This is a genomic window from Psychrobacter sp. SCQQ22, from assembly GCF_015864605.1.
Lineage (GTDB): Bacteria > Pseudomonadota > Gammaproteobacteria > Pseudomonadales > Moraxellaceae > Psychrobacter > Psychrobacter fozii.
In genome coordinates this window covers 556,763-581,001 of sequence record NZ_JADYWZ010000001.1, presented here as the reverse complement: position 1 = coordinate 581,001, position 24,239 = coordinate 556,763, and the positions used below count along the sequence as shown (strand labels likewise).

General features: G+C 43.8%; 18 protein-coding genes. 9 read left to right on the top strand and 9 right to left on the bottom strand.

The features are described 5' to 3' along the window. Positions 1–243: 243 nt before the first annotated feature. Positions 244–711 carry an Lrp/AsnC family transcriptional regulator gene (locus I6E84_RS02410; RefSeq protein ID WP_110921756.1) on the top strand — a complete coding sequence of 156 codons (468 nt, stop codon included), beginning with the start codon at positions 244–246 and terminating at the stop codon, positions 709–711. A gap of 92 nt (positions 712–803) precedes the next feature. Here the strand turns inward: I6E84_RS02410 and I6E84_RS02405 are convergent, their stop codons facing one another. Both I6E84_RS02405 and I6E84_RS02400 read right to left on the bottom strand, forming a co-directional pair. After that, positions 804–1,427 (bottom strand): hypothetical protein, encoded by a 624-nt coding sequence (locus tag I6E84_RS02405; RefSeq protein ID WP_197215872.1) that lies wholly within the window; start codon positions 1,425–1,427, stop codon positions 804–806. 10 nt (positions 1,428–1,437) lie between these two features. Further along, the gene (locus tag I6E84_RS02400; RefSeq protein WP_197215993.1) at positions 1,438–2,745 is read right to left on the bottom strand and encodes an ammonium transporter; all 1,308 of its coding nucleotides are present in this window, start codon (positions 2,743–2,745) and stop codon (positions 1,438–1,440) included. A 616-nt stretch (positions 2,746–3,361) separates the two neighbouring features. Here I6E84_RS02400 and I6E84_RS02395 point away from each other — a divergent pair. The 6 genes from I6E84_RS02395 (at position 3,362) to dcm (ending at position 10,731) form a co-directional block, all read left to right on the top strand. After that, positions 3,362–4,036, top strand: a complete 675-nt coding sequence (locus I6E84_RS02395) for a hypothetical protein (RefSeq protein WP_197215991.1) — start codon at positions 3,362–3,364, stop codon at positions 4,034–4,036. A 253-nt stretch (positions 4,037–4,289) separates the two neighbouring features. Further along, positions 4,290–6,773, top strand: coding sequence for a YgiQ family radical SAM protein (locus tag I6E84_RS02390; RefSeq protein ID WP_197215871.1), 2,484 nt, complete (start codon positions 4,290–4,292; stop codon positions 6,771–6,773). A gap of 314 nt (positions 6,774–7,087) precedes the next feature. Continuing rightward, positions 7,088–7,516 (top strand): hypothetical protein, encoded by a 429-nt coding sequence (locus tag I6E84_RS02385; protein ID WP_197215869.1) that lies wholly within the window; start codon positions 7,088–7,090, stop codon positions 7,514–7,516. 229 nt (positions 7,517–7,745) lie between these two features. Continuing rightward, a complete protein-coding gene (locus I6E84_RS02380) occupies positions 7,746–8,282 on the top strand; it encodes a hypothetical protein (RefSeq protein ID WP_197215867.1) in 537 nt (178 codons plus the stop codon). Between the two features lie 167 nt (positions 8,283–8,449). Next, positions 8,450–9,466, top strand: coding sequence for a hypothetical protein (locus I6E84_RS02375; protein WP_197215865.1), 1,017 nt, complete (start codon positions 8,450–8,452; stop codon positions 9,464–9,466). Beyond that, the gene (gene dcm, locus I6E84_RS02370) at positions 9,466–10,731 is read left to right on the top strand and encodes a DNA (cytosine-5-)-methyltransferase (protein ID WP_197215863.1); all 1,266 of its coding nucleotides are present in this window, start codon (positions 9,466–9,468) and stop codon (positions 10,729–10,731) included. Before I6E84_RS02375 ends, dcm begins: the two co-directional genes overlap by 1 nt. Positions 10,732–10,790: 59 nt before the next feature. Here the strand turns inward: dcm and ligA are convergent, their stop codons facing one another. From ligA to I6E84_RS02340, 6 genes are all read right to left on the bottom strand, one after another. Continuing rightward, the gene (gene ligA, locus I6E84_RS02365) at positions 10,791–12,857 is read right to left on the bottom strand and encodes an NAD-dependent DNA ligase LigA (protein ID WP_197215861.1); all 2,067 of its coding nucleotides are present in this window, start codon (positions 12,855–12,857) and stop codon (positions 10,791–10,793) included. 306 nt (positions 12,858–13,163) lie between these two features. Further along, positions 13,164–14,195: a cell division protein ZipA C-terminal FtsZ-binding domain-containing protein gene (locus I6E84_RS02360; protein WP_197215859.1), complete on the bottom strand. Its 1,032-nt coding sequence runs from the start codon at positions 14,193–14,195 to the stop codon at positions 13,164–13,166. 296 nt (positions 14,196–14,491) lie between these two features. After that, on the bottom strand, positions 14,492–18,481 hold the full coding sequence (locus I6E84_RS02355) for an AAA family ATPase (RefSeq protein WP_197215857.1): 3,990 nt from the start codon (positions 18,479–18,481) through the stop codon (positions 14,492–14,494). Positions 18,482–18,547: 66 nt separating this feature from the next. Continuing rightward, positions 18,548–19,489: a hypothetical protein gene (locus tag I6E84_RS02350; RefSeq protein WP_197215855.1), complete on the bottom strand. Its 942-nt coding sequence runs from the start codon at positions 19,487–19,489 to the stop codon at positions 18,548–18,550. 246 nt (positions 19,490–19,735) lie between these two features. Beyond that, positions 19,736–20,704, bottom strand: a complete 969-nt coding sequence (locus I6E84_RS02345) for a WG repeat-containing protein (RefSeq protein ID WP_197215854.1) — start codon at positions 20,702–20,704, stop codon at positions 19,736–19,738. Positions 20,705–20,802: 98 nt separating this feature from the next. Continuing rightward, positions 20,803–21,606, bottom strand: coding sequence for a sulfite exporter TauE/SafE family protein (locus I6E84_RS02340; protein WP_197215990.1), 804 nt, complete (start codon positions 21,604–21,606; stop codon positions 20,803–20,805). Between the two features lie 195 nt (positions 21,607–21,801). On the opposite strand from I6E84_RS02340, the gene I6E84_RS02335 reads away from it, so the two are divergent. Together I6E84_RS02335 and I6E84_RS02330 are read left to right on the top strand one after the other, a co-directional pair. Beyond that, entirely contained in the window at positions 21,802–22,797 is a 996-nt protein-coding gene (locus tag I6E84_RS02335) for a biotin--[acetyl-CoA-carboxylase] ligase (RefSeq protein WP_197215853.1), read from the top strand. A gap of 83 nt (positions 22,798–22,880) precedes the next feature. Then, on the top strand, positions 22,881–23,603 hold the full coding sequence (locus I6E84_RS02330; protein WP_197215852.1) for a pantothenate kinase: 723 nt from the start codon (positions 22,881–22,883) through the stop codon (positions 23,601–23,603). A gap of 102 nt (positions 23,604–23,705) precedes the next feature. On the opposite strand, the gene I6E84_RS02325 is transcribed toward I6E84_RS02330, so the two are convergent. Then, positions 23,706–24,221 carry an energy transducer TonB gene (locus tag I6E84_RS02325; protein WP_197215851.1) on the bottom strand — a complete coding sequence of 172 codons (516 nt, stop codon included), beginning with the start codon at positions 24,219–24,221 and terminating at the stop codon, positions 23,706–23,708. Positions 24,222–24,239: the final 18 nt, after the last annotated feature.

The following is a 24,239-nucleotide window of genomic DNA, read 5'->3' as shown; positions in this document are numbered from 1 at the left end:
TAGTAGTCGTTAAACAAATCAATGGTCAGCACAGTGATGTTCCGTGGCTAACTACTGGTTGATAAGTTCTATTTTACTTATACCTCACGAGATATTATTTCTATAAATATCTCTATATGAGTAAAATTATCTAAAAACCTATTAATAATTTAATTATTTATCGGTTTTTGAATTATAGTGATAATAGGTTTAATAACAGTTTTTTTAGCAACGTTCTTAGCAGCATTTTTGGAGGTAAATACCGTGAGCCACGTTTTGGATGATATTGATAAAGCCATTTTAAATTTGCTACAAGAGGATGCCACGCTACCTTTAAAAACAGTCTCAGAGCGTGTCCATGTGTCTATTGCTACGGCACAGCGCCGTATTCAAGCATTGACAAACAATGGCGTGATTACCAAGCAGGTCGCTATTGTCGATCCTAACAAGGTTGGCTACGGACTGACAGCAGTAGTAATGATAGAAATGGCGCGCTCAAACACGTCGATGCAGCATCGGTTTGAGCGCTTAATGCATTCGCAGCCACAGGTCATGAGCTGCTATGAAGTGTCAGGTGATGCGGATTTTATGTTGATGGTCAATGCCAAAAATATGAGCGAATATCATCGTTTCACTACAGGCTTGCTGACTTATGAAAATAACGTACGCCACTTTAAAAGTCAGTTTGTGATGAATTTCACCAAGAGTGGCACAAAGATTACGTTAGATTAATCTCAAGGCATGTCATGACTGATAAATAGATGTCATTATTGTAGATCACATCAAGTGACTAAAGACACGCCCCAGTCTCATATTGAAAAACATTAAAAAAGCTTTTCGACCACTGCCCTCGTATGACTCTGCTTGGCAGTCTCTGCGACCCGAAAAAATATCTCATCTGCTTCTACAGGGCCAGCAATATCGCACAAGCAAATATAAGCAAGCTGAATCAAATTATTCAAGAGATGCTCATTGTCAGGTACGATTGGCCGCGCACCTTCCAAGAACTGATTAATGTCGATAGAATGCCCTTTAAAGGTGCGTTCTTTCGCGACAGTTTGGTGCATGATATGAAAAAAACTGCGTTTGTCTGATTCTGTTAGCTGACTACCAATGGCTTCCATCACCGTATAAAAAGCTTGAAGCATTTCAGAAATAGATTTTTGTTCATCAATTTCTACACTACTACCGCTCTCTTCGACCACCTGCTGATGGTCTGTCTGCATCGTATTCCAAAAACCTTTACGAATATCAGACTTGTGTTCTTGTAGCTCAGGATAGCGTCGCGTCGCATCTAAAACGCACTGCTGCATCATTTTTACAGATACCGTCGAGTGCCGCTGCCAATGCGTGGTGAGCAGTCGCACCTCTTCAGGATTTAAGTATTTTGCCAGTACAACTGCCATCGCGGACACGGTTTGATTTACTGATTGAGTGTCGATATTCATCAGTTTTCTCCTATAAATGTCGCTCTGTTAAGTTTTTGGCATCGAACATTTGCTTTTGAAACTCTGGATAGCCAATCTCTGCATGCTCGGTATAATCTAGGCCGCGCTGCTCATGCAAGCGACTGGCTTTTAATCCAAAGCTGACATCAATCAACTTATACATGATGAGTCCCAAGCCTAATCCCCAGACTAACGCCACACCCACACCCAGCGCTTGTACACCCACACGTGATAAATTGAATAAGTCGTCTGAATAAAACAATCCAGCCGCAAGCGTGCCCCATGCACCGCCAAAACCGTGAACTGCAACGGCTGAGACCACATCATCGATTTTTAGTTTCAATAACGCTTGTGTCGATAAGATATAGATTACGGAAGCAGCTGCACCGATGATAACGGCGAAGATAGGCGTCGTTGTCGCACAGCCTGCGGTAATGGATACCAAACCAATCAAACTGGCGTTGACACTATCACTGAGCAAAATGGCTTTGTTCAATGCTTTTGAGATGAGCATATAACTCACTACCGCACTAATCGCTGCTACGAATGTATTGACGGCAATTAGGCCGATATTGCCAGTGATAGATAGTGTGGAACCAGCATTGAACCCAAACCAGCCAAACCACAAGATAAAACCACCAAGTGCAACCAATGTCATATTGTGACCTGCTATCAATCGCGGCGTACCATCAGGTGCGAAACGACCCAACCGTGGGCCAATGACCAATATGCCTGCCAATGCCAACCAGCCACCGATAGAATGAACAACCGTAGAGCCAGCAAAATCAATGAACCCAAGCTCAGCTAGCCAGCCCGTACCACCGAAATAACCACCCCAGACCCAGCTGGCGAATACAGGATAAATGAACAAGCAAATGAGACATGCCGCTACCGCGTAACCTACAAAGGATACACGCTCCGCCATTGCCCCACTCGCTACCGTAACGGCTGTGGCAGCAAACATCATTTGGAAAAACATCAATGCCCAGTCCATATTGGACAAATTCACTGGCATAAAGTGATCCGTACCGAAGAACCCTGAGTCATTGGTGCCCATCATCAACCCAAAACCAACCAAATAAAAGGCCAAACCACCGATACACATATCAGTATAGTTTTTCATCATGACATTGACTGTGTTCTTCGCACGTACCGATCCGCTCTCTAGCAATGCAAATCCTGCCTGCATAAAGAACACTAGCACTCCGCCCCAAATAATCCATGCAATATTCTGATACTCAAGTAGCTGTGCCACTGTTAGAGTCGCTTCTTCAGAAGCCGTTGCGCTAGACATAATCCCAAGCAGTACCGCGCTCATCAACAGTACTTTAGAGCAGAAGGAGGTACATAAAACAGATACCTTGCCCAAGCTAAAATAGGATACTTTCACTTTACTTCTCCAAACAATTATCGATTTTATGGTATTTATATATGTATTGTTTTTATGAGCCCATCTAAATCAATAGACTCTACGAAAGAGAAAGCAAAGCGCATGCCAAAACGTACTTTGGGCATTGGGAAAATAAAATAGCTACTCTAAAAAAAGAGCACCCTTTAATCGAAACAGACCTGTAATTGTTCATCTAGCATCAAATAAACGCCGAGATGTGGACTGATAAAAATAAGATGCCTAGTACGAAATTGATACTTAGTTTCTGTTCTACTTCATTAGCAGTAGCCAAAGTATTTTGTTCAATAGAATATGAATAATGAGTAGATAAGGCATGTCTAAACCATGTACCATATCAACGAAAGTTTGATAATAACCATCAAACAGAGAATCAATATCAATAGTCGATAGTCAATCATCATAGACAAGGAAATAAAGCATGACTCAGCACAAAGGCACACCTGCAGACAAACTAGAAAGCACCAGTAAAAGCGATAAGCATCACACTGCACTACCAGCCAAATTTAACTCAAAAGCAGTGATTATGGGTGCCTCATTGGTGGCGTTGCTAGCGACCTCAGGCTGTGCTACCAGCTCATTATTAGACAGTGACAGTCATACCAGCACCAGTACAACCAAGAATGTGTTGTCTGAAGATCAAATCATTGCTTTTGGTCGTCCCGCTCAAGCGTTGCCAAAAATGCCAAACGCGTCCATGGTTATCGTGGGTGAAAAAAACAGCTACGTGCTGACCCAAGGTGGGACAGAGATGATCAGCTTGCTGGGTAGCTTGACGCCAAAAAATATCCAAGTCGATAACGACATGAATTTTTATGTGCCAAATAATGATGGTTATTTTCAGGGAGAGATGAAGCTTTCTTATGCCAAGTTAAAAGACGAATTTAAGCGCTCTGACTATCAGTTCTTTTTGCAAAACAGTGGTAAAGAATGTACCTCAGCCAGTGATCAGCGCATCAATGCCCAGCGCTTTTGTTTCAGCGTTCCGGTCAAAGGCGCTATCTATCCGCAGGTCAGTAATCTAAGCATGATACAGTCAAATTACCGTCCTTTATCTAAGCCTTATATGGTGAGTTTTTATTCAAAAACCACGCAGAGCCACGTATCTAGTAGTGGTGCTAATACGGCGCAGAAGCTTGTATTGCTGCCCTTTGCCCTAGCATTCGACGTGGTTACCTTTCCGTTTCAACTATTAGAGTAGTCAGTTCTCTGTACTTATGACAGGGTAAATCAAGAATAAAGGGTTAAATCAAAAAGGTTTCTAACAATTTAGGAACCTTTTTACTTATAGATTATTCCACACTATCAATAACTTATCATTAATCGCCCATCGTAGAATAGGTCGCATAGTGAGTTGGATTCATGTTAAAATGAGCGCTTTTAAATGAGCCGTTAATATTTTTAATAAATAACGGCTTTTTTTAGTGCCATTTTTCTATTCAACAGGTCCGCCCATGTCTGCCGATACCATCGCCCGCACCGCCTTTAAACAAGGCACAAAACCTCTTTTCGATTACGACAAACACTGGGCGAGCTGCTACGAGCCTGCGCCCTATCTGCCTATGAGTCGCAAAGAGATGGATGATTTGGGCTGGGATGCCTGTGATGTCATCATCATTTCAGGTGACGCTTATGTCGATCACCCAAGCTTTGGTATGGCGATCATCGGTCGTCTATTAGAGTCGCAAGGGTTTCGTGTCGGTATCATTGCTCAGCCAGATTGGAAAAGCAAAGACGCCTTTATGGAACTGGGCAAACCTGTCTATGCTTACGGCGTGACCGCAGGCAACATGGATAGCATGATTAACCGCTATACCGCTGACCGCAAGATTCGTAGCGATGATGCTTACTCACCAGGCAACGTGGCCAATAAACGCCCTGACCGTGCCGCTATCGTTTACAGCCAGCGCTGCCGCGAAGCGTATCCTGACGTGCCAATTATCCTAGGCGGTATCGAAGGCAGTCTACGCCGTATCGCTCATTATGATTACTGGTCGGATAAAGTCCGTCGTAGTATCTTGATGGATGCCCGTGCCGATGTTTTATTGTACGGTAATGCTGAGCGCGCCATCGTCGATGTGGTACATGGTTTGTCAAAAGGCTATAGCTTTGAGCAAATGAGCAAGCTGCGTGGTACGTCATATCTATTGACACCAACACGCCGCCATTGGCAAGACGATATGACCGAAGTCGCCAGTAATGATGTCGATACTGTCGGTCGTGTTGATCCGATTATCAACCCTTATGTCATGACAGAAGACGTCGATCAATGCTCTATCGAGCAAGAAAAACCGAGCGACTCGCCTGTTGGCCAAGCCATGTCTTCAATGTCATCGCAGTATAAAGGGTTTGTGGCTGAGCCTGTCACCAATAAAATCATCAATGCTGACCAAGTGGATGAAGAGACGAAAGTGGTACAAATGCGTGGCTTTGATACTGCAGAGGGCAGAAACAATAAGCCGATGACGGCGCGCAAGCATAAGCTAAAAATGCCGCCACGTGAAAAAACTGTCATTCGTCTGCCTGATTATGAGCACGTCAAATCTGACCCAGTGCTTTATGCGCATGCTAGCCGTATCTTGCATCTTGAGACCAATCCGGGTAATGCCCGTGCGCTAGTACAGCGTCACAGCAGCGGTGCAGGTAATTCGCATACTTCTATCGACGTGTGGTTGAATCCGCCACCAGTGCCACTTTCAACTGAAGAGATGGATTACGTCTTTGACTTGCCGTATGCACGTCTGCCACACCCAAGCTATGGCGATGCGCGTATCCCTGCTTATGACATGATTAAGTTTTCGGTCAATATCATGCGCGGTTGTTTCGGTGGTTGTACGTTCTGCTCGATCACTGAGCACGAAGGCCGCATTATTCAAAGCCGCTCAGAAGATTCTATCTTGCGCGAAGTAGAAGCCATTCGTGATACGGCACCTAACTTTACGGGTGTGATATCGGATCTTGGTGGCCCAACGGCAAACATGTACCGCCTTAGCTGTAAAGACGAGACGATTGAGAAGAATTGCCGTAAGCCGTCTTGTGTATACCCTGACGTCTGCGAAAACCTAATCACCGATCACAGCAATCTGACCAAACTATACCGCAAAGCGCGTGACATTAAAGGTGTGAAAAAAATCCTGATCGCATCTGGTTTACGTTATGACTTGGCTGTTAAAGACCCTGAATACGTCAAAGAATTGGTCAGTCATCACGTCGGTGGTTATCTAAAAATTGCACCAGAGCATTCTGAAGAAGGCGTGCTATCAAAAATGATGAAACCGGGCATGGGCAGCTACGATAAATTCAAAGCCATGTTTGAACAGTACAGCCAAGAAGCAGGCAAAGAGCAATATCTGATTCCTTATTTCATCGCGGCGCATCCAGGCACCAAAGATGAAGACATGATGAATCTTGCTATTTGGCTCAAGAGTCATGGCTACCGCGCTGACCAAGTACAGGCGTTTTATCCTAGCCCGATGGCGACGGCGACCACCATGTATCACACGCATAAAGATCCGCTACATAAGGTCAGTCGTGATGAAGGTGACATGGATATCGTCAAATCTGGCAAGCAGCGTAAATTGCATAAAGCGTTCTTGCGCTATCATGATCCAAAAAACTGGGTAATGTTGCGTAAAGCATTACAAGACATGGGACGCAGTGACTTGATTGGTAAAAACCGTGGTTGCTTGATTCCACCATTTAATGCCAGTTTAGAAGGCCGCGATGCCGCGCAAGACAGCTATCAATCAGCGCGTAAAAAGAACAGTCGTGTTGGCAATGACTCGGTGAAGCGTAGCAGTAACTCATCAAATAGCAATGCCTCATCAGCTCAAGGCGCTGCGGGTAAAAACACAGCCAGCAAAAATACCAAAAAGCGTGTCAGCAAAGGCAACTTCCAAACCCAGCATACGGGTCTGCCACCGCGCAAAACCAAGTAGCGTTCATGATATAGAAATGCATGCTCAATTCAGAGCATGTTAAGTAAAACAAAAAAGCGTCTATCAACTACTTGTTGATAGACGCTTTTTTATGTGTGTGAGATCGGTTTTAGCCAGTATCCTCCACTGCTTTAGATACCTTCTAAAGCACTCACAATGAGACATTACATTAGTCAGCAATTGTGTGACAAAGCAAACATGTAACAAACAATTTCTAACATTTACCTGAGTTCGTTTTGGGTACTATATGGCTATAAGCTTAATGCATACTTAAATATAATTACATGATACCGTCTATATCTTTGGAGAAAACCATGAACACCCTTACCAAAATTGTCGCAGCCCTACCTGCCTTGGCCCTATTAAGCGCTTGTGCAACCACTGCTCCGACTACTCCAAATGCATCAGACGTGCCTGAGTCAGACACACCTACATCAGAGACTATGCCTAGTGCTGCGTACGATCGTATGGCACCAGCACCTTATACTTGTACTGATGACAGCATTATCACGGCAAAACAATCTATTAATAAGAAACAAGTCATGCTAAACGTGACATTGCCTAAAGTAAAATGGGCGTCACAGCCAGTTATCTTAAATGGTGATGCGCAAGATCATGTCGCAAGTTATGTCAATGATTCAAGCCCAGACGCGGTCTATGCATGGCACATGAAAGAAGACAAAGGTATCTTCGCTATCAAATGGGCAGATGGTACAGAGTATAACGTCAGCTGCCAAATCTAGTAAAATAGTCATAAGTAGAAAGCGATAGTACACATTAAACAGTCATCATAAGGTGGCTGTTTTTTTGTGCGCATCTTTATACAATCTGGCTATTTATATAACCTGCCTGTCTTATGGATGTTGGTATAACAATCGTTTGTTTACTGCATTTCTCTAGAGAACCATAACGAAAGCTGTCAAAATAGCGCATATATACAATACGATGATGATCAATCAAGAGGATACGTCGATGGTTAAGCGCTTAATGAGTACATTAATAATTACGATGGCCAGTGTGTGGGTGCTAACAGGTTGTGGCAACAATACTGAGACGACTAGCCAAACCTCTGAAGCTGCTGTCACGACCGCAGAAAGTTCAGAAGTAGCGGAGAATACTGTCGACTGGTCTCTAGTCGCGAGCGGTGAAGCACCTGCTGATATCAGCAATTATCAGTATCCGTTTGCGCTCGATAGTCAAAATGTGCAGGACTATGCGGATTACTTCAAAGTGGATAATACTACGGCGCAGCATAATCTGACGGTGAGCATGGCAAGTAATGAGGCGCTATCAAAAGCCTTGGATCAGTTGAGTGAGACCTATGTCTCGCATGAGCTAACTGATAGCAAAGACATGACCCTTATCATTCATACCACGCCCGACATCGCTGCCAGTAGCTACGATTATGTGTTTTCTGATGATTTTGCAAAAGGGCTGGTGCTACCTATCGTGATTGTGCCAGATGGTAAGAAAGGTGATGTGAAGGCGCATAGCGAGATGGTGGAGTAGAGTATTTGCTCTACGGCCTTTTCGGTGCAAGAGGTAGCAAACTTTATACTATTTATTAGAATTAGTCGGCTACTAACTATAATTCACGTTAGATATCTATGACTTGTACATACTTAGTAGATTTAATGCTAAAATTCATTTTTCTTAAATAGAGGCTATACTATTCTATGCAAACAGTTGACGATCTAGCCCAAAACGCATGCAATTACTGGCCATCAGAGTTAGTTAAAGAAGCGGCTGATAAAAGCACTTTAATCCCTCTTCTTGAGACACAAGATACCTTCTTAAATTTATTAAAAGTAGCTGATGCCAGTCCTTATGCATGGAAAGAGGCACTTATCCAAAATAAAGCATTATCAGCTAATCTTTTCTTAAAGCACCTTATGGTACTTACGGATATTGGTGGAGAACGCCTACAACGCTACTCAAAAGATTTTTTTCAACTATTCCCTGAACAAAAACTAGAATACAAATTTGATAATGTTATTCATACTCATGAATTTAGTAAAACTGATAAACGCGTTTGGAACAATAAAAAGTTAAGGATTGAAAAATCTCTACTGCTTGAGAACCGTCAGAACTTTAATGATGATATGCTTGATGTCTGTATGCTATTGATTTGGGGAGCAAACACTACAGACCCTTCTAAGTTACCAGATGAGATATTAGAAAAAGCTATCATCGGCAGCATGATAGGAAGCCCTGATAAATTAGAAAAATACGTCAAAGAACGCTACCTATTTGTTAGCCGCCAGATTGGTGGTTCTACAGCTAATGACTTGGGGTATATTTGCGAAGCCTATATTAAAAATAAACTACAAAAGATGCTACCTGGTTACTATAATTTCGATGGGCATACATTAGTAAATGTTACCTTGAATGATGCGGAGCTAACTAAATTCGATCTAGTTGTTTCTAATTCAAACACTAATCGTTCTATAGGTATAGAGGTGAGCTTCCAAGTTACTACTAACTCTGTAATTGAGAGAAAAGCACAGAATGCTAATAACAGACAGCAACTCGCACACCAACATGACCATAAAGTTGGTTATATTATAGATGGTTCAGGTAACTTTCAAAGAAAAAGTGCTGTACAAAATATATTAAACTATAGTGATTGTACTGTGAATTTTTCTGATACTGGGTTACTGCAAATGGTTAATTATATAAAAGACAATATTTAATGATTAGATTTATTGATTTATTCGCTGGAACAGGTGGCATTAGACTTGGTTTCGAACAAGCCTTGCATGAGCTGAATATAAACTCTGAATGCGTTCTCAGTGCAGAAATAGACAAAGAAGCATGTAAAACTTATGAAGAAAACTTTGGCGAAAACCCATATTGTGATATTACACAATTATCTAATGTGAAAGATTTCGATGTATTATTGGCAGGATTTCCTTGCCAAGCTTTTTCTTCGGCTGGTAAAAGATTAGGCTTTGAAGATACCAGAGGTACACTGTTTTTCGATGTAGCACGTTTAATAGAAAGCAATCAGCCGTCTTTATGCATCCTTGAAAACGTGCGAGGCTTAGTAAACCATAATAAAGGTAAAACATTTGCTACTATTAAAAATGTCTTGATTGATTTAGGTTATAAATTTGAATATAGATTACTTAATTCAAGCAACTACAGCGTAGCTCAAAATCGCGTAAGGATTTACATAGTAGCAGTCAAAGGTATTATTCCTAAAATAACATTACCAAGCGATGTTGGGGCTGTAGATTCACACGCGTTCAAAGAGAACTTAATAAATAATGATTTATTTCATGACAACAAATCAATATTAGTCAGAGATATTTTAGAACCTAATCCTAGTTCACATTATAACTGTTCTGAAGAGTTCACAGATCAATTAAAAAAAGTATTAAAAGGAGACTTAAGTAAGTTACATGGTATACGTCTAATTGATAGTCGAGGTGGAAATTCTATACATTCTTGGGATTTAGGATTAAGGGGTGAGTGTAATAATCATGAAATTGAATTTATGGATTTGTTAATTGCCAATCGTCGGAAAAATATTTTTGGTACACATCAAGATGGGAAAGCCTTAAGTAAAGAACAAATTAGCACTTTCTATCTACATGATGATATTGATTCGATTATTAACTCGTTACTACTAAAGCGCTATATTAAAGAGAAAGATGGTCTATACAACTTAGTAGCAGGAAACATGTCATTTGAAGTATTTAAATTTCTTGACCCTGATAGTATCTCAATAACTTTAACTGCCTCTGATTCTAATAGGTTAGGAATATATCATAATGAACGTGTACGTCGTTTAACCCCTAGAGAATGTGCAAGATTACAGGGTTTTCCCGACTCATATAAATTACATCCTAAAGATAACTTTGCTTATAAACAATTGGGTAACGCAGTCAGCGTACCAGTAATCAAAGCACTCGTTAAAGATGTTTTAATTAATAACCCTAATCTTTTGAAATAAATTTTAGGGTTATTTAAGAACTCAATTCATACTTTATAAAATCCTACTTTGACCTCACCCTACACCCCAACCAACACCAAAAACTCTTCTTCACCCACAATTTTGACGCCCAGCTTTTCTGCTTTGGTGAGCTTAGAGCCAGCCTTATCTCCTGCTAGTAGCGCAGTCGTTTTGGCTGAGATGCTTCCTGATACTTTTGCGCCAAGTGCTTGCAGTCTAGCCTTGGCTTCATCACGTGCCATTTTCTCCAGCGCACCCGTAATGACCCACGTCTGCCCATCAAGTGGCAAGTCTCCAGCAGATTTTTGCTCGACCTTATCCCAATAGACACCCGCTTCAAGCAATGAATTAATCACTTCGATATTATGCGGTGCACGGAAAAACTCGTAAGCCAACTCAGCAGTGATAGTACCAACGTCAGGGGTTTTAATCAGAGTCTCAATACTGGCTGCCATCAGGCTGTCGAGGTCACCAAATTGCTGAGCAAAGTTTTGTGCCGTACCCTCGCCCACACCGCGTATGCCAAGCGCATAAATAAAACGTGCGAGCGTAGTATGCTTACTGGCTTCAATGGCATTGATGATGTTTTGTACTGACTTTTCGCCCAGTTTTTCTAGCGTGACCATCTCATCTGCATGATTGTGCAGTTGATAGATATCAGCGACGGTCTTAACCAGACCATGCTCAAAAAAGCTAAGGAGCCACCTCGCGCCAAGTCCATCGATATCCATGGCACGACGTGAGACAAAGTGAATCAATGCTTCTTGCTGCTGCGCAGGGCAAAATAGGCCACCAGTACAGCGTGCCAATGCTTCATCTTCTGGTAGCACCACAGGCGAGTCGCATACCGGACAAGTAGCAGGTAGCGTGACTGGCATGCTATCGGCTGGGCGTTGGTCGTGCCAAACGCGGCTGACTTTCGGTATCACATCACCAGCACGGTGTACGCTGATCAGATCGCCTGCACGCACGTCCAAACGCTGAATCTCACCAAAGTTATGCAAGGTGACATTACTGACGGTGACGCCGCCGACTTTGACAGGTTCGAGCTTACCAACTGGGGTGATTTGACCGGTACGCCCGACTTGCCACTCAATATCATTTAGACGCGTCATCACCGTTTCGGCAGGGAATTTATAGGCAGTCGCCCAGCGTGGCTCACGTGACAGAAACCCAAGCTGCTGCTGCAATGACATGTTATTTACCTTAATCACCACGCCGTCGATTTCAAACGGTAAACTGGCACGGCTCTCAATTACTGATTCATAATAGGTTTGTGCCGCACGTGGGTTTGCGACCACTTCTACCGCACTGACAGTAAAGCCAATGGTTTTTAGCCAAGCCAAGCCTGCTGATTGGGTTTCGATGGTTTCAGGCAATCCTTGATTGATAGAATAAGCATAGAACGCTAGTGGGCGACTGGCTGCCACACTGGGATCAAGCTGACGTAAGCTCCCAGCGGCGGCATTACGTGGATTGGCAAAGGTTTTATTTTCGCTCTCTTCTGCTAGGCGGTTGAGACGATCAAAACCTGCCTTGGGCATCAGCACTTCACCGCGGACTTCTAACAACTCGATGTCAGCGGCATCCGCGAGCCAAAGTGGCAAGTTGCGAATAGTCTTGGTATTTTGGGTAATATCCTCGCCCGTTTGCCCATCACCGCGTGTGACGGCTTGTACAAACTTGCCATGCTCATATTTTAGCGACACGGCCAATCCATCGAGCTTTAGCTCCATTTCATACTCAGGATTTTTTTGTGCATCATTTAGACGGTCGTTGACGCGGCGCATAAACGTATGTAATTCGTCATAGTCAAAGACGTTGCCCAGTGACAGCATGGGGATGTCATGGGTCACTTGGGTAAAGGCAGATAGCGGCATATCACCGACTTGATTGATAGGACTGTCCGGCTGTATCAGCTCTGGATGTGACTCTTCTAACGCGACCAAGGAGCGACGCAATTGATCGTATTCGCTGTCTTCTAAGATAGGATTGTCGAGTACATAATAAGCATAATTGTGTGTTTTGATGGCGTCGATAAGTGTGCGCATTTGGGCAACGATTTGCGCAGTAGCATTTTGCGTGGTTTCAGTTCGAGCAGCGGTCGGTACGATAGAGTCAGTCATAGTCAGCGTCTTTTCTTTGCAATTCAAGATGCCAATATGATAACAAGTTTGTGAAAGACTCGGTATAGTCAATCCCATATAAATCAGATACTGTGTCAGGCTCGCTCAGTCTACTATGTGTAGTACTTTCACTCACCTTCCTTGTATCTAAATTATCTTGAACCGACTCTAGAATTTTGCAGAAATGAAAGCGCATTAAAAAAGGCAAATAACGTCAATCGCTATTTGCCTTTTCTATTACTTCTAATATTAACCAGCTCTTACTTTCCGTAACCTTTAGCCTTCAAGCTTTTAATCTTCAAGCTTCTAACCTTCATAATCGCGTACTTGGTTGCGTAGCTGCTGTTTGTATTCAGAAGTGATTGGTTCGTTCTCTTCATCCAGCATAATCGCGTCCAAATCACTGGCCATCATATAAGCAATGCTCATCATGCTATCGAAGCTACGCAGCGCTTGCGGATGCGGTAAAGATAAGAATACCACCACGCCATGATACGTATTGGTCGCCACGCTATGCGGATCAAAAGGCGCGATACCACTATCGGTGATACCCATCATGCTAAACCACAGCATACCTGTGCCGTCTTTTTTCTCATAACGATGGAACATATTCATCGCGCCATAGCGTAGACCGTATTTATCGATCAATTTCAATAAATCACGACCACGGATAATCGCGGTTGGACGATCACGATATTGGTGCGGCAAGATGGTGATGTTGATGTTGTCTTTAGCATTAATCAATGGACCGTTTTGCGCTTCGTCAACAGGCTCTGATAAATGCTGATCGAGAATCGGACTATTATTATCAAAACTCGGCTCTTCTACCGTATCAATTGATGGCATCAGACTGTCTGTCGCCGACATCAAGCTAGAAAATGCATCAGGCTCTTGCTCGGCATTTATCTGCTCAGATGCTGCTGCAAACTCAGTATTCTGCTGCTCATCCTGCCAGCGTTCATAACTGTCATCTTCAACCATGTCTCTATGATCGTCATCTAACTCACTGATGATATCGTTATGTCCAGCCGTCTGCTGTGCATCGACATTCACATCGAAATGGGCATGCGGTTGAGTCAACGTCTCTTCTTCGACGACTGCATTGAGATAGCTGCGATCAGGCGCAATACTGGTCTCGCCTGCAACGGTGTCATCAAAATCTGGCTGATCCACGAGATTACGCTCATGTCGCGGTATAATGGGAATACCGTTTTTATCATAGTTGACCGCCATCGCTTCAGCGCTGTTGCGGCGCTTAAAACTACGAATGACCATAAACAGCCCTGCAAGCATGATAAATGCGGCAATGGCGATCAATATAAACTGAATAGCGGTCATGAGAAATACATCCTAATATATGACAAAAGGGAATACACAAGAGGCGACAAATGGCAATAGTCTAGCATGGCTAATTAAGCTCGTCACCATATAGTCATCGTTTACCGTCAGCCCGACATACTTGCGTAACGTTACCACCTCAACTTCAACTATACCACTAGCAGTGGCCTGCCAGTTATAGTTGAATTTAAATAATTTCGATACAAGGAAACCGAGTGCAAGTTATACATTAGTATGCTTAGCGAGGACAACGATGTAGCGGATTTATATAGATTTGACTATATCAGTTATTTGAGCTACTCGGTAATATAGCGTTCGGCTTCATCTAACGAGACACTGACTAACGTAGAAACACCTGCGCTTGGCATGGTAATGCCTTTTAGCTCATCAGCAATCTGCATCGTCAGTTTGTTATGACTGATAAAAATAAACTGCAAATCATCTGCCAGCTCATGAATCAAACTGGTAAAGCGTTCGACGTTGGCATCATCAAGCGGTGCATCGACTTCATCGAGCACACAGAACGGTGCGGGATGCTGCTTAAATATTGCAAAAATCAAGCTCAACGCGGTGAGCGTTTTTTCACCACCCGACAGCACAGCTAGGCGACTATTACGCTTGCCTTTTGGCTGTGCCATCAAGGTCAGCCCTGCTCGCCACTGCTCTGATTTTGGCGCATTAACAGGCATATCGTCAGTATTGAGCGTTAAACTGGCTTGACCACCCCCGAAGACTTTGGCAAATAAATTGGCAAGCTCGGTATTGACCGCATCTAGCGTCTGCATAAACAGTGTCTTAGTCGTCTCATCAATAGACTCAATCGCTGCCGTCAATGTCTGCATACTGGCCGCAATATCTGCTGTCTGCTGCGCCAATGGCTCTAAGCGCTCATTGATCTCAGCCAACTCTGCCACTGCGGCGAGATTGACGGGGCCGATTTTGCTGAGCTGCTGCTCAAGCGTGGCGCATTCAGCCTCCAACTCTGCGATTTTATCTGGACGCACACGGCGATCATGCGCAATAAAATCCGCGAGCAAGTTTGAGACGCTCATCACTTGTTGCTGCTGGGCGAGCGCTGATACCGCTTTATATTTATGGCTCACCTTATAGTACGCTTCTAAAGCGTTATGAGTATGAGTGCTCGCATCGTCCAAACGTGCCATGCTTAATGCCAACTCAGTAGCATGATTTGCAAGCTTACCCTGCTGAACTTGTAGCGTATTTTGCACGCTATCCAACGCTGTCTGCTGCTGAGCATACTCTTGCTTTAGCGCAGCCAATGCCGTATCACGCTCGGTCAATAGCACCTGCTGCTTATCTCGTGCTGTCTGCGCCATTTGTAATGCTGCTTGCAAGCTTGGTAGCTTATCCTGCTGCTTCTGATGACTCGCTTTTAGCTGCTGCTCGCTCTGTAGCGATTGGTCATATTGCGCAGTTGCCCGTGCAAGGCTACTGACACTATGTTCTAAGCGCATCTCGCTCTGCTGGATACGCAGCTGCAATGCTTGCCATGCATCATCATCGGCTTGGCGTGTGCGATTTAGCTCACTGCGCTCAGCCTGTAACTGCTGACTGGTCGCACGAGCATCAGATATTTGCGGCGTTAGCGCTACTATCTGGCTTTGAATATCTTGCTGCTCATGAGTGAGCGCTTGTCCCTCTTGTTCTAACTCTTGTTGCTCTTGCTCAAGGGCAGATTTGTCCGCCATAAGACGCTGGCTGTCTGCTTGCAGGCGCTCGGCATTGGCACGCTGAGTCGTTAGCTGCTGCTGATATTTATGTTTATCACGGGTGAGCTGATCTGCTTGTGCACGGGTTTCTTCTAGATTGACCGTTAACGCATCGTAGTCGCGTTGATTCTTTGCAATGGTCTTTTGCGTCTCTTGTATTTTGGTTTCAAACTCATCTAGCAAGTCTTCTAGGGCTTGCAAACGGCTGCGCTGCTGCAAACGCTGCGTTAAAAACTGGCTATTGCTCTCACCTTGACTATCTTGCTCACCTGTAAACTTACTCAGATTAATCGTACCCTGACGGCTGATGAGCCAACCGTCTGCGGTTAACAAAATAGCTGACGATGGCAACGCTTTTAAGATATTGGCAACGTCTTCAAGAGTCTGCTGATTGGTCGCTTCTGATTGCGTAATATACAAGTAGCACTGCTGCCAAAGCGCCAATGCAGGCTGCTTAATCAGCTGCGATAATGGCATTACTTTATCAATTAAGCTGTCTGGCAAATGGTTGATAAATGGCGCTGTAGCTGCCTCATTTTTAGCAGGTAACCACAAGCTATGACCACTCTCTATTGAAGGCTGAGCTTCTGTATTAGCCTGCTCATTCTGCGCTGTCTGATAAGTAACGATATCCGTTAGATCATGCTCAAGCACATGCCATAAGCTGTTCGCTTTCTCAATATCACCGCTCGTATTATCAACGTTTAATTGATTAGATTGGTTAGAGATTAGTACATGACTATCTAGCCATAACGCCAAGACACTATCGAGTAGCATGGCGTGCTGCTGCCCTTTTTCACTCAGCTCAATCTGCTGGCGCAAGGTGGTAATGGCCAACTCGTTATAGCGACTGACGACATTGCTTTCCGAACTAGCTTCTAGATTACCCACTGTAGAGACAGAGGCTTGCTGTTGATTTTGCGGCGTAGGTTTTGGATGCAATATCTGATGCAGGGTATCATATTCACTGGCCAATACCGCGTGACGCTTCTCGTTCTCACTCAACTCACGTTGCTGCGCGTTCAAACGCTGCTGTAAATCATGCGCTTGTGGTTGTAATTCAGACAGACGCTCATCGACACTGTCCTGTTGACGCGTAATCTGCTGCAACTGTGTATTTAATTCTGCAACTTGCGTCTCTAACGTCTGCTGTAGGTTTTGTGCATCCGTTGGCGCTTGTCCATCAGAGCGCTTATCAATTCTCTTATTAGAGTCTTTATCAAAGTCCTTATTACTGCCAGACGCTGATAGTGACTGCTGTAATTGCTGCCACAGATTTTGCCAGTTTTGCTGGCGACGTTGCCATTTATCATGGTTTTGCTGATGACGTTTTTGCGCTTGGCTATTAATCGCTTGCTGCTGCTCAAGCGTGCGCGCATTGTCTTGTAGCCGTGATAGCTGGTTTTGCGCGTCATGCCATGCCCGCTGCAGCGGTTGCTCATTGCGTTTGTGCATGTCACGTTTACCGGTCAGCTCAACGAGCTGTGGTCGCAAATCTGCCAAGATAGCCTGCTGTTCGGCTTGCTCGGCTTTCAATCGATCAATCTCACCCACTGCTTGCGCGCGCTGCTGATCCAAGCTTGCGAGTTGCTGCTCTATCACAGTCAATTGTGACTTGGCATCGCTCAGCGCGTGCTCAGCTTGTTGATAGCCGAGCTGCTGCTGATAATGAGCGCTTTGAGCATCATCCTTGAGCCATTGCTCTTGATTGATATGGGTGGCGAGCTTATCTTGTTGGGCTTTTAGCGTCTCATAGTCAGCTTGCAATGTAGCGACTTCGGCAGTGCTACGCTCATGGGCGATTTTCTGCTGTTGCTGAGTATGCTTGGCTTGATACAACTGCTGAATGGCCAGTTGCTGCTTGATATCAGCAAGGGTCAACGCCAGTTCTTCGTAGCGCTGTGCACTGGCGGCTTGCTTCGACAAGCGCTTTTGTTGGCTGACCAGCTCGCTTTGCATGTCATGCAGACGTGCTAGGTTTTCTTGTGTTTTCTCTAGTTTCTTTTGCGTTTCTTCGCGGCGCGCTTGATAACGAGACACCCCCGCAGCCTCTTCAATAAACTCACGCAGCTGCATGGGGCTAGATTCGACAATACGCCCAATCATACCCTGCTCAATCACCGCATAACTACGCGCACCCAGTCCTGTGCCCAAAAACACATCGACCACATCACGGCGGCGACAACGTGTACCATTGATGAAGTAATCCGAGCGCCCATCCTTATTTACCTGACGGCGAACAGACAGCTCTTGGTACAGGTTAAACTCATGACGAATGCCCGTATGCTCATCTTGCGTATGCTCAAATGTCAGCTCGACACTAGCAACACTTTTGGCCGCTTTGTCCTGCGTACCAGCAAAAATGACATCGCTCATCGCGCCGCCACGCAACTGCTTGGCAGAGGTCTCACCCAGCACCCAGCGAATGGCATCAATCACATTGGATTTGCCACAGCCGTTCGGCCCGACAATGGCAGTGATACCATGACGGAAGGTAAAAGTCGTTGGATTGGCAAAGGATTTGAAGCCTGCCAGCTTTAGGGATTTTAGACGCATGAAGAATCAGTAAACTTAGCAAAAACAGGCGGCTATTCTACCTGAAATTGTGGTGGGTTTTTAGGGTTAAACGGCTAACTGCATAAACGATTTTGATTCAAGGCTCTGGTGAAACCCCTGCAGCAGTTTTTGCTCCACTTGGCAGGTGTCATTTTCTGCTAAATATCGATTGTTAAACTTAATAAGAGCGGACCAAGAGATACTTGCCACTTCTAAATGCTCGACTATTTCTAACAGCTCTGTTCTTAGTAGATGCTGATACTTCCTCGGTCTTTTATGACATAACGCCAGCTCTCGGTCTACGAGCGTTTGCTTGTTTTGCTTTAGCGCGTCACCACCGATAAATAACAGTAGAAACTTTGTACCCTGCTCAATAAAGCCTTTTTCTAATAAATGCTCATACATTAGGCAGTACTTTAGGATTTGGTCTGGGTTTTTCCGACCAGCGAGCTTTAACTCATTTGCTACCAGCACGTTCGCTTGATGGTTATAGGCTAAGTTATCCATATACATCGCTTTTAGCTCTGTACTGTTTTCAAACATGCCGCTGTTACCATGTGTCGACCATGATCTATTTGGCTCAAAGCTAATAAACTGCTGATAAAATAAATCTAAGTAGACATCACTACACAAGCTCAAAAATATATCGAATTCTTTATTGAGATAGTCTTCAGAAAAGAATTTTACGCGGCGAACGGCTTCTCTTGCATTACAGATGCCCATCGTTTGCGTTGAATAGGTCTCTAGCTGCTCAGATTCACTCATTTTTGTATTGAGCTTTTTGATGATTGATTGCTCAATCTCTTCTATGCTTTTATCCTTTAACTCTGGATGGGTTGCCCATTCAATGATTTGGCGAACATATTGCTTTTTACTAACCCCAAGAATACGCTGTGGCTCCCACGCCAAAAACTCTACAATATTAGAGAGGCCATTCGTCCATGATATCTGGTCTTTTAGATGACTCATTGAGCCGAAAACACGGCGGTATTTTTCTGCAGCTTTCATACTAATCATGTCTCATGGTTTACACACTAGCTTTATAAAGGTTTGTCATTGCTACCACACGTCAAATTTATCTAAAGCTCGCCAGCTTTAGGGGTTTTAGGCGCATAAAGGGTCAATAAACGTAGCAAAAATAGGCGGCTATTCTACCTGAAGTTGTGGTGAGTTTTTAGGGTTTGTGAATATCAAGCAGTAGCCAAAAGTAGCGCTTATAAATTTCATTACTAACTTTCATTCAATTGTCATTGATCAGCTCTCAGATAATAAGATTTCATCTATGGTTTTTTGGTTAGGGTTTTCGACCTGAATGCCTTGTTTATCTAGCCAAATCTCTTCATCTTTATAAATCACAGAAACAACTCTATTACTGAAAACCCCAACGAAATCATAATTTAAAGGGATAACAACATTACCTGACTTGTCTATAAAACCACGCTTATCTTTTTGCAATACCCCTGCTAAGCCATTATTGAATTCATCAGCATAATCGTAAATTAAAGGAATGACGATATTGCCTAATATGTCAACATAGCCATACTTACCATTGCTTTCTACAGCGGCCAAACCTTCTTTAAATATATTTGTCCAATCAAACTCATTGGATACGATAAATTTCTCATTTTTATCAATATACCCCCACATATCATTTTGCTTCACTGCTGCCAACCCTGAGTTGAAGCTATTAGCTTCTTGATACTTAGGCTCGATTATCATCTGTCCTTGTTTATCAATGAAGCCCCATTTGCCCTCTAATTGCACAGCGGCTAACTCTTCCTCAAAGCTCATGGCATCTTCATAATCAAAGGCTATGATTGTTTTACCTAGTTGGTTAATAAACCCCCATTTACCATTTTTTTTGACAACTGCTAAACCACCAGAGAAGTCATCACCGCCACTGTAAACCATAGGAATAACCAGTTTACCGAATTCATTAACAAACCCGTATCTGTCTTCATCATCGCCCCCACTCTCTAAATCTATGATATAGACCAATGCTAAACCATCTTGTAGGTTCATCACTTGATCATATGGCAGTGCAACAACGATTTTATCATTTTTATTGATAAGCACAGTGTTTCCCTGATAATTCATAATCCTGAGCGCGTCACTAAAAGATCTAATAGAAGGTATTGGTCTTTTGGCTTCTTCAATTCTAGCATGATCGGAATGTGAAAATAGCCAAGGAAAAACTGAATACAAGGTGTTTTTAAGGTTCATAATTAAGTCTTCCTTAGATATCTTAAGGTATCTTGTAATGATTTGATAAAGATTTTAGACAATGAGATGACGTTAGTGTGAGCACTGTTGATATTGAACTAAATCACCCCAATCCCACTCAACAACAACTGCCCGCCAGCAAACACTAACAACACGCCAAACGCACGTTTAAGCATCAGCGCAGGCAATACATGAGCGAGCTTGGCACCGACTTTTGCCATCGCAAAGCTGACCACTGAAATGCATAAAAAACCCGTGATATGCACAAAGCCCATCGTACCCTCAGGTAGATTGACTACGTCTTGACCGAACCATGCAAATCCTGCCGCGCCAGCCAATGCAATCGGTAGACCGCAAGCCGCTGAGGTGCCGACCGATTGTTTCATCGGTAATCCCGCCCAGTTCAAAAACGGCACCGTCAAACTACCACCGCCAATACCGAAGATAGACGACGCCATACCGATGCCTGTACCGGCACCAAATTGTATGCCAGCAGAGGGTAATGGCTTGCCTAACTGTTCTTTGTTAGAGAAAAATAGCATTTTTATCGCTACTAAGAGCGCGCCGACACCGATAATGGCTTGTAGTACCTTGCCGTCAATCATGTCCGCAACACCCGCGCCCACCAGACTACCGACGACCAAACCTAATGCCATTTTTCGCCATACTTCCCAGCGTACACCGCCGCGCTTATTATGAGCAGTAAGTGAGCTAATCGAGGTCACAACGATGGTCGCAAGTGAGGTGCCAATGGCCAAATGAGTCACTACTTCTGGCGAAAAATCATAAGCGGTAAAAATCCAGACCAGTGCGGGCACGATAATCATGCCGCCGCCAACGCCAAACAAGCCAGCGCTGACGCCAGCAAACGCCCCTGCAATCACAAACCACACATATAGCATCATCGAATTAGCCTTTTATCTTGCTTATATTTTGAACGGTATTTTTATCTTACTGATTTGCCTGTTTATGCACTTAGTAGCATCTTTTTAATTGCATTTGCCAAATCACACCCCAATCTTTATGCTGTCTGTTCGCGAAAACCGTCCAGTATATCAAAGATTATCCCAGCGACATTACTCAAGTAGAATAAACTTATGCCGATACTTAATCAATCATCTCACTCTGCGCCTGAGTCATTAACACTTGAGCATTTACCTGAGCTGAATCATCGCCATCGTGCCAGTAGCGCGTCTACGAATAGCGAGCTAATAGCGGATGTACAGAATGGCACATTGAATGCGACCGAGATGCACCTGCTAACGGCTGAAACCCAAAGCGCTGGTCGAGGTCAACACGGGCGCTCATGGCAATCACCGCGTGGCAATGTCTATCTGTCGCTATACCATCCAGTGCATATGCCGATTAGTGGCTTACTCTCATTAATCATCGGTGTAGAGCTGGCAAAAATGCCTGTCATCCAAAGGCTAAATGAGCAATTGCACACGGAAGGACTGACGCCAATCGGCGTGAAATGGGCAAATGATTTGGGCTTTTACCAAAGTCAAAATCAATCTCAAGTCCAGACTGCCTTAGATAACGTTGATGCGCATAATACGGAATTAGACGATCAGACGCTGCCATTTAATAAACTTGCTGGGATTCTGATTGAACCCGTATCGCAAGCCGGCAAACTGGTTGGCGTGGTCATAGGTGTCGGCCTCAATGTCCAAGCCACTCCCACGCTAACTGCGCAAACCTCTGAAGGCATGAGTTATCAAGCGATTAGCTTACAAGATATTGCTGAGACACTACAGCCAAAAGCGCAGGCTGCCAGTCTACCGAGCTTACGTGTGCTTTATCAGCAAATGAGTAAAGCATTGATGGCGGCGATGACGCGCTTTGAGCACTTAAGTATAGAAAAACCAACGGGACATCGTTATTATCTGGACAGCTTTTTAAAGCAGTTTGACTCGATGGATGCACTGAGCGAACTGCGATTACGTGTGACCCAAGAGCATAACGGTCAAACCAATATACTCACAGGCCACGCTTGTGGTATCGATACACATGGATGTTTGCAATTGCGCCAAGATAACGGTAAGATTTCTGCACTTTTCACCGGACGCATTGACGTTATTCAAACGACTTAATCGTTTAATCAACGAGCACTAAAGTGCAGTAGCTATCAGGATAGGATGTTGATAATTGCTTCACTGTATATAAAGGGAATTTTATGCTCTGGCTTGATCTTGGAAATACCCGCCTGAAATACTGGCTCACCGATGATATCGGTCAGATAGTCACACATGATGCCAAACAGCATTTGCAGGCACCAGCCGAATTACTGATGGGTCTGACGGATCGCTTTGAGCGTTTTGCTCCTGACTTTATTGGTATCTCATCTGTACTAGGTAATGAGCTGAATGCTAAGGTATCAGAAACTTTGAGCCGTCTTAATATTCCGTTTGAATTTGTCCACGTCGATGCCGCTCACCCGCTAATGAAGAGTCAATATAATGATGAGCAGCTCGGCTGTGATCGTTGGCTACAAATGCTGGGCGCGGTCGATAAGAAAAAGCGTCAATGTGTGATTGGTTGCGGTACAGCAGTGACCATTGATTTGATCGATCATGCTGAGCATTTGGGCGGTTATATCTTTCCCAGTATCTACCTGCAACGTGAGTCATTGTTTTCTGGTACCAAGCAAATAACCATCTCTAACGGGACTTTCGATAGTGTCGGTCAAGGTGTGACCACACAAGATGCGGTACATCGCGGCATCCTATTATCAATCGTCGGTGCGATTAATGAGATTAGCCATCGTCACCCCAACTTTGAAGTCATCATGACGGGTGGTGATGCAGCCATTATTTCGCAGCACGTCAACCGTCCGGTACGTCTGCGTGATGATCTATTATTAAATGGTCTAGCACGATATTTTGATCATAGTAAATAACTAACGTGCGTTGTCATATTTTATAAAGTTAGAATAGAAAAAGCAGTACGTCTTAGGCGTACTGCTTTTTTTGATTTAACACACCTAATTTCTTGTTATCACCTATTCTGCTATAAAAACAATAGGTACATCAACTTTTCCACGAATTGCTTTTCCTTCAAACACAAATGGCCTCATCTGACCACTTCTTATCTGACGAGCAGCGCTTCGATCAAAACATCTATTACCACTGCTTTCTTTAACACTTATTCTGCTAATCTTACCTTGTCTATCGACTAATAATTCCAACAAAATCTTAAGCTTTTGTCCACGGACCACTTTAATAGGTTCACCCGTCTCTTTATCTGTACAGCGAAGAGACTGTCTAGCAAAATTAAAACTGGGCGGCTTCAACCAACTTGCATCACGACTAGCAAACTTAATAACAGGTTCAGGATTCGACAAATCAACCAGCTCTGCTTGTGCAGGCGTCATACTCGCTGTTATCGTAAACAATGCAAACAAAGTGGTTAACAGACTATAAGTACTGATAGATTTTATATTGCTGAGAAAATGAGAAGCTGTCTTGTTGGAAGCTATGTGATTAAAGGCTAGCTTGGTATGTGATTTATGGGTCATTGTAAAATTCTTTTATTC

Coding starts and splice junctions, on each gene's coding strand:
- I6E84_RS02405 (WP_197215872.1), bottom strand. CDS start 1,427: ATGAATATCGACACTCAATCAGTAAATCAAACCGTGTCCGCGATGGCA.
- I6E84_RS02400 (WP_197215993.1), bottom strand. CDS start 2,745: ATGAGCGCGGTACTGCTTGGGATTATGTCTAGCGCAACGGCTTCTGAA.
- I6E84_RS02395 (WP_197215991.1), top strand. CDS start 3,362: ATGGGTGCCTCATTGGTGGCGTTGCTAGCGACCTCAGGCTGTGCTACC.
- I6E84_RS02390 (WP_197215871.1), top strand. CDS start 4,290: ATGTCTGCCGATACCATCGCCCGCACCGCCTTTAAACAAGGCACAAAA.
- I6E84_RS02385 (WP_197215869.1), top strand. CDS start 7,088: ATGAACACCCTTACCAAAATTGTCGCAGCCCTACCTGCCTTGGCCCTA.
- I6E84_RS02380 (WP_197215867.1), top strand. CDS start 7,746: ATGGTTAAGCGCTTAATGAGTACATTAATAATTACGATGGCCAGTGTG.
- I6E84_RS02375 (WP_197215865.1), top strand. CDS start 8,450: ATGCAAACAGTTGACGATCTAGCCCAAAACGCATGCAATTACTGGCCA.
- dcm (WP_197215863.1), top strand. CDS start 9,466: ATGATTAGATTTATTGATTTATTCGCTGGAACAGGTGGCATTAGACTT.
- ligA (WP_197215861.1), bottom strand. CDS start 12,857: ATGACTGACTCTATCGTACCGACCGCTGCTCGAACTGAAACCACGCAA.
- I6E84_RS02360 (WP_197215859.1), bottom strand. CDS start 14,195: ATGACCGCTATTCAGTTTATATTGATCGCCATTGCCGCATTTATCATG.
- I6E84_RS02355 (WP_197215857.1), bottom strand. CDS start 18,481: ATGCGTCTAAAATCCCTAAAGCTGGCAGGCTTCAAATCCTTTGCCAAT.
- I6E84_RS02350 (WP_197215855.1), bottom strand. CDS start 19,489: ATGAAAGCTGCAGAAAAATACCGCCGTGTTTTCGGCTCAATGAGTCAT.
- I6E84_RS02345 (WP_197215854.1), bottom strand. CDS start 20,704: ATGAACCTTAAAAACACCTTGTATTCAGTTTTTCCTTGGCTATTTTCA.
- I6E84_RS02340 (WP_197215990.1), bottom strand. CDS start 21,606: ATGCTATATGTGTGGTTTGTGATTGCAGGGGCGTTTGCTGGCGTCAGC.
- I6E84_RS02335 (WP_197215853.1), top strand. CDS start 21,802: ATGCCGATACTTAATCAATCATCTCACTCTGCGCCTGAGTCATTAACA.
- I6E84_RS02330 (WP_197215852.1), top strand. CDS start 22,881: ATGCTCTGGCTTGATCTTGGAAATACCCGCCTGAAATACTGGCTCACC.
- I6E84_RS02325 (WP_197215851.1), bottom strand. CDS start 24,221: ATGACCCATAAATCACATACCAAGCTAGCCTTTAATCACATAGCTTCC.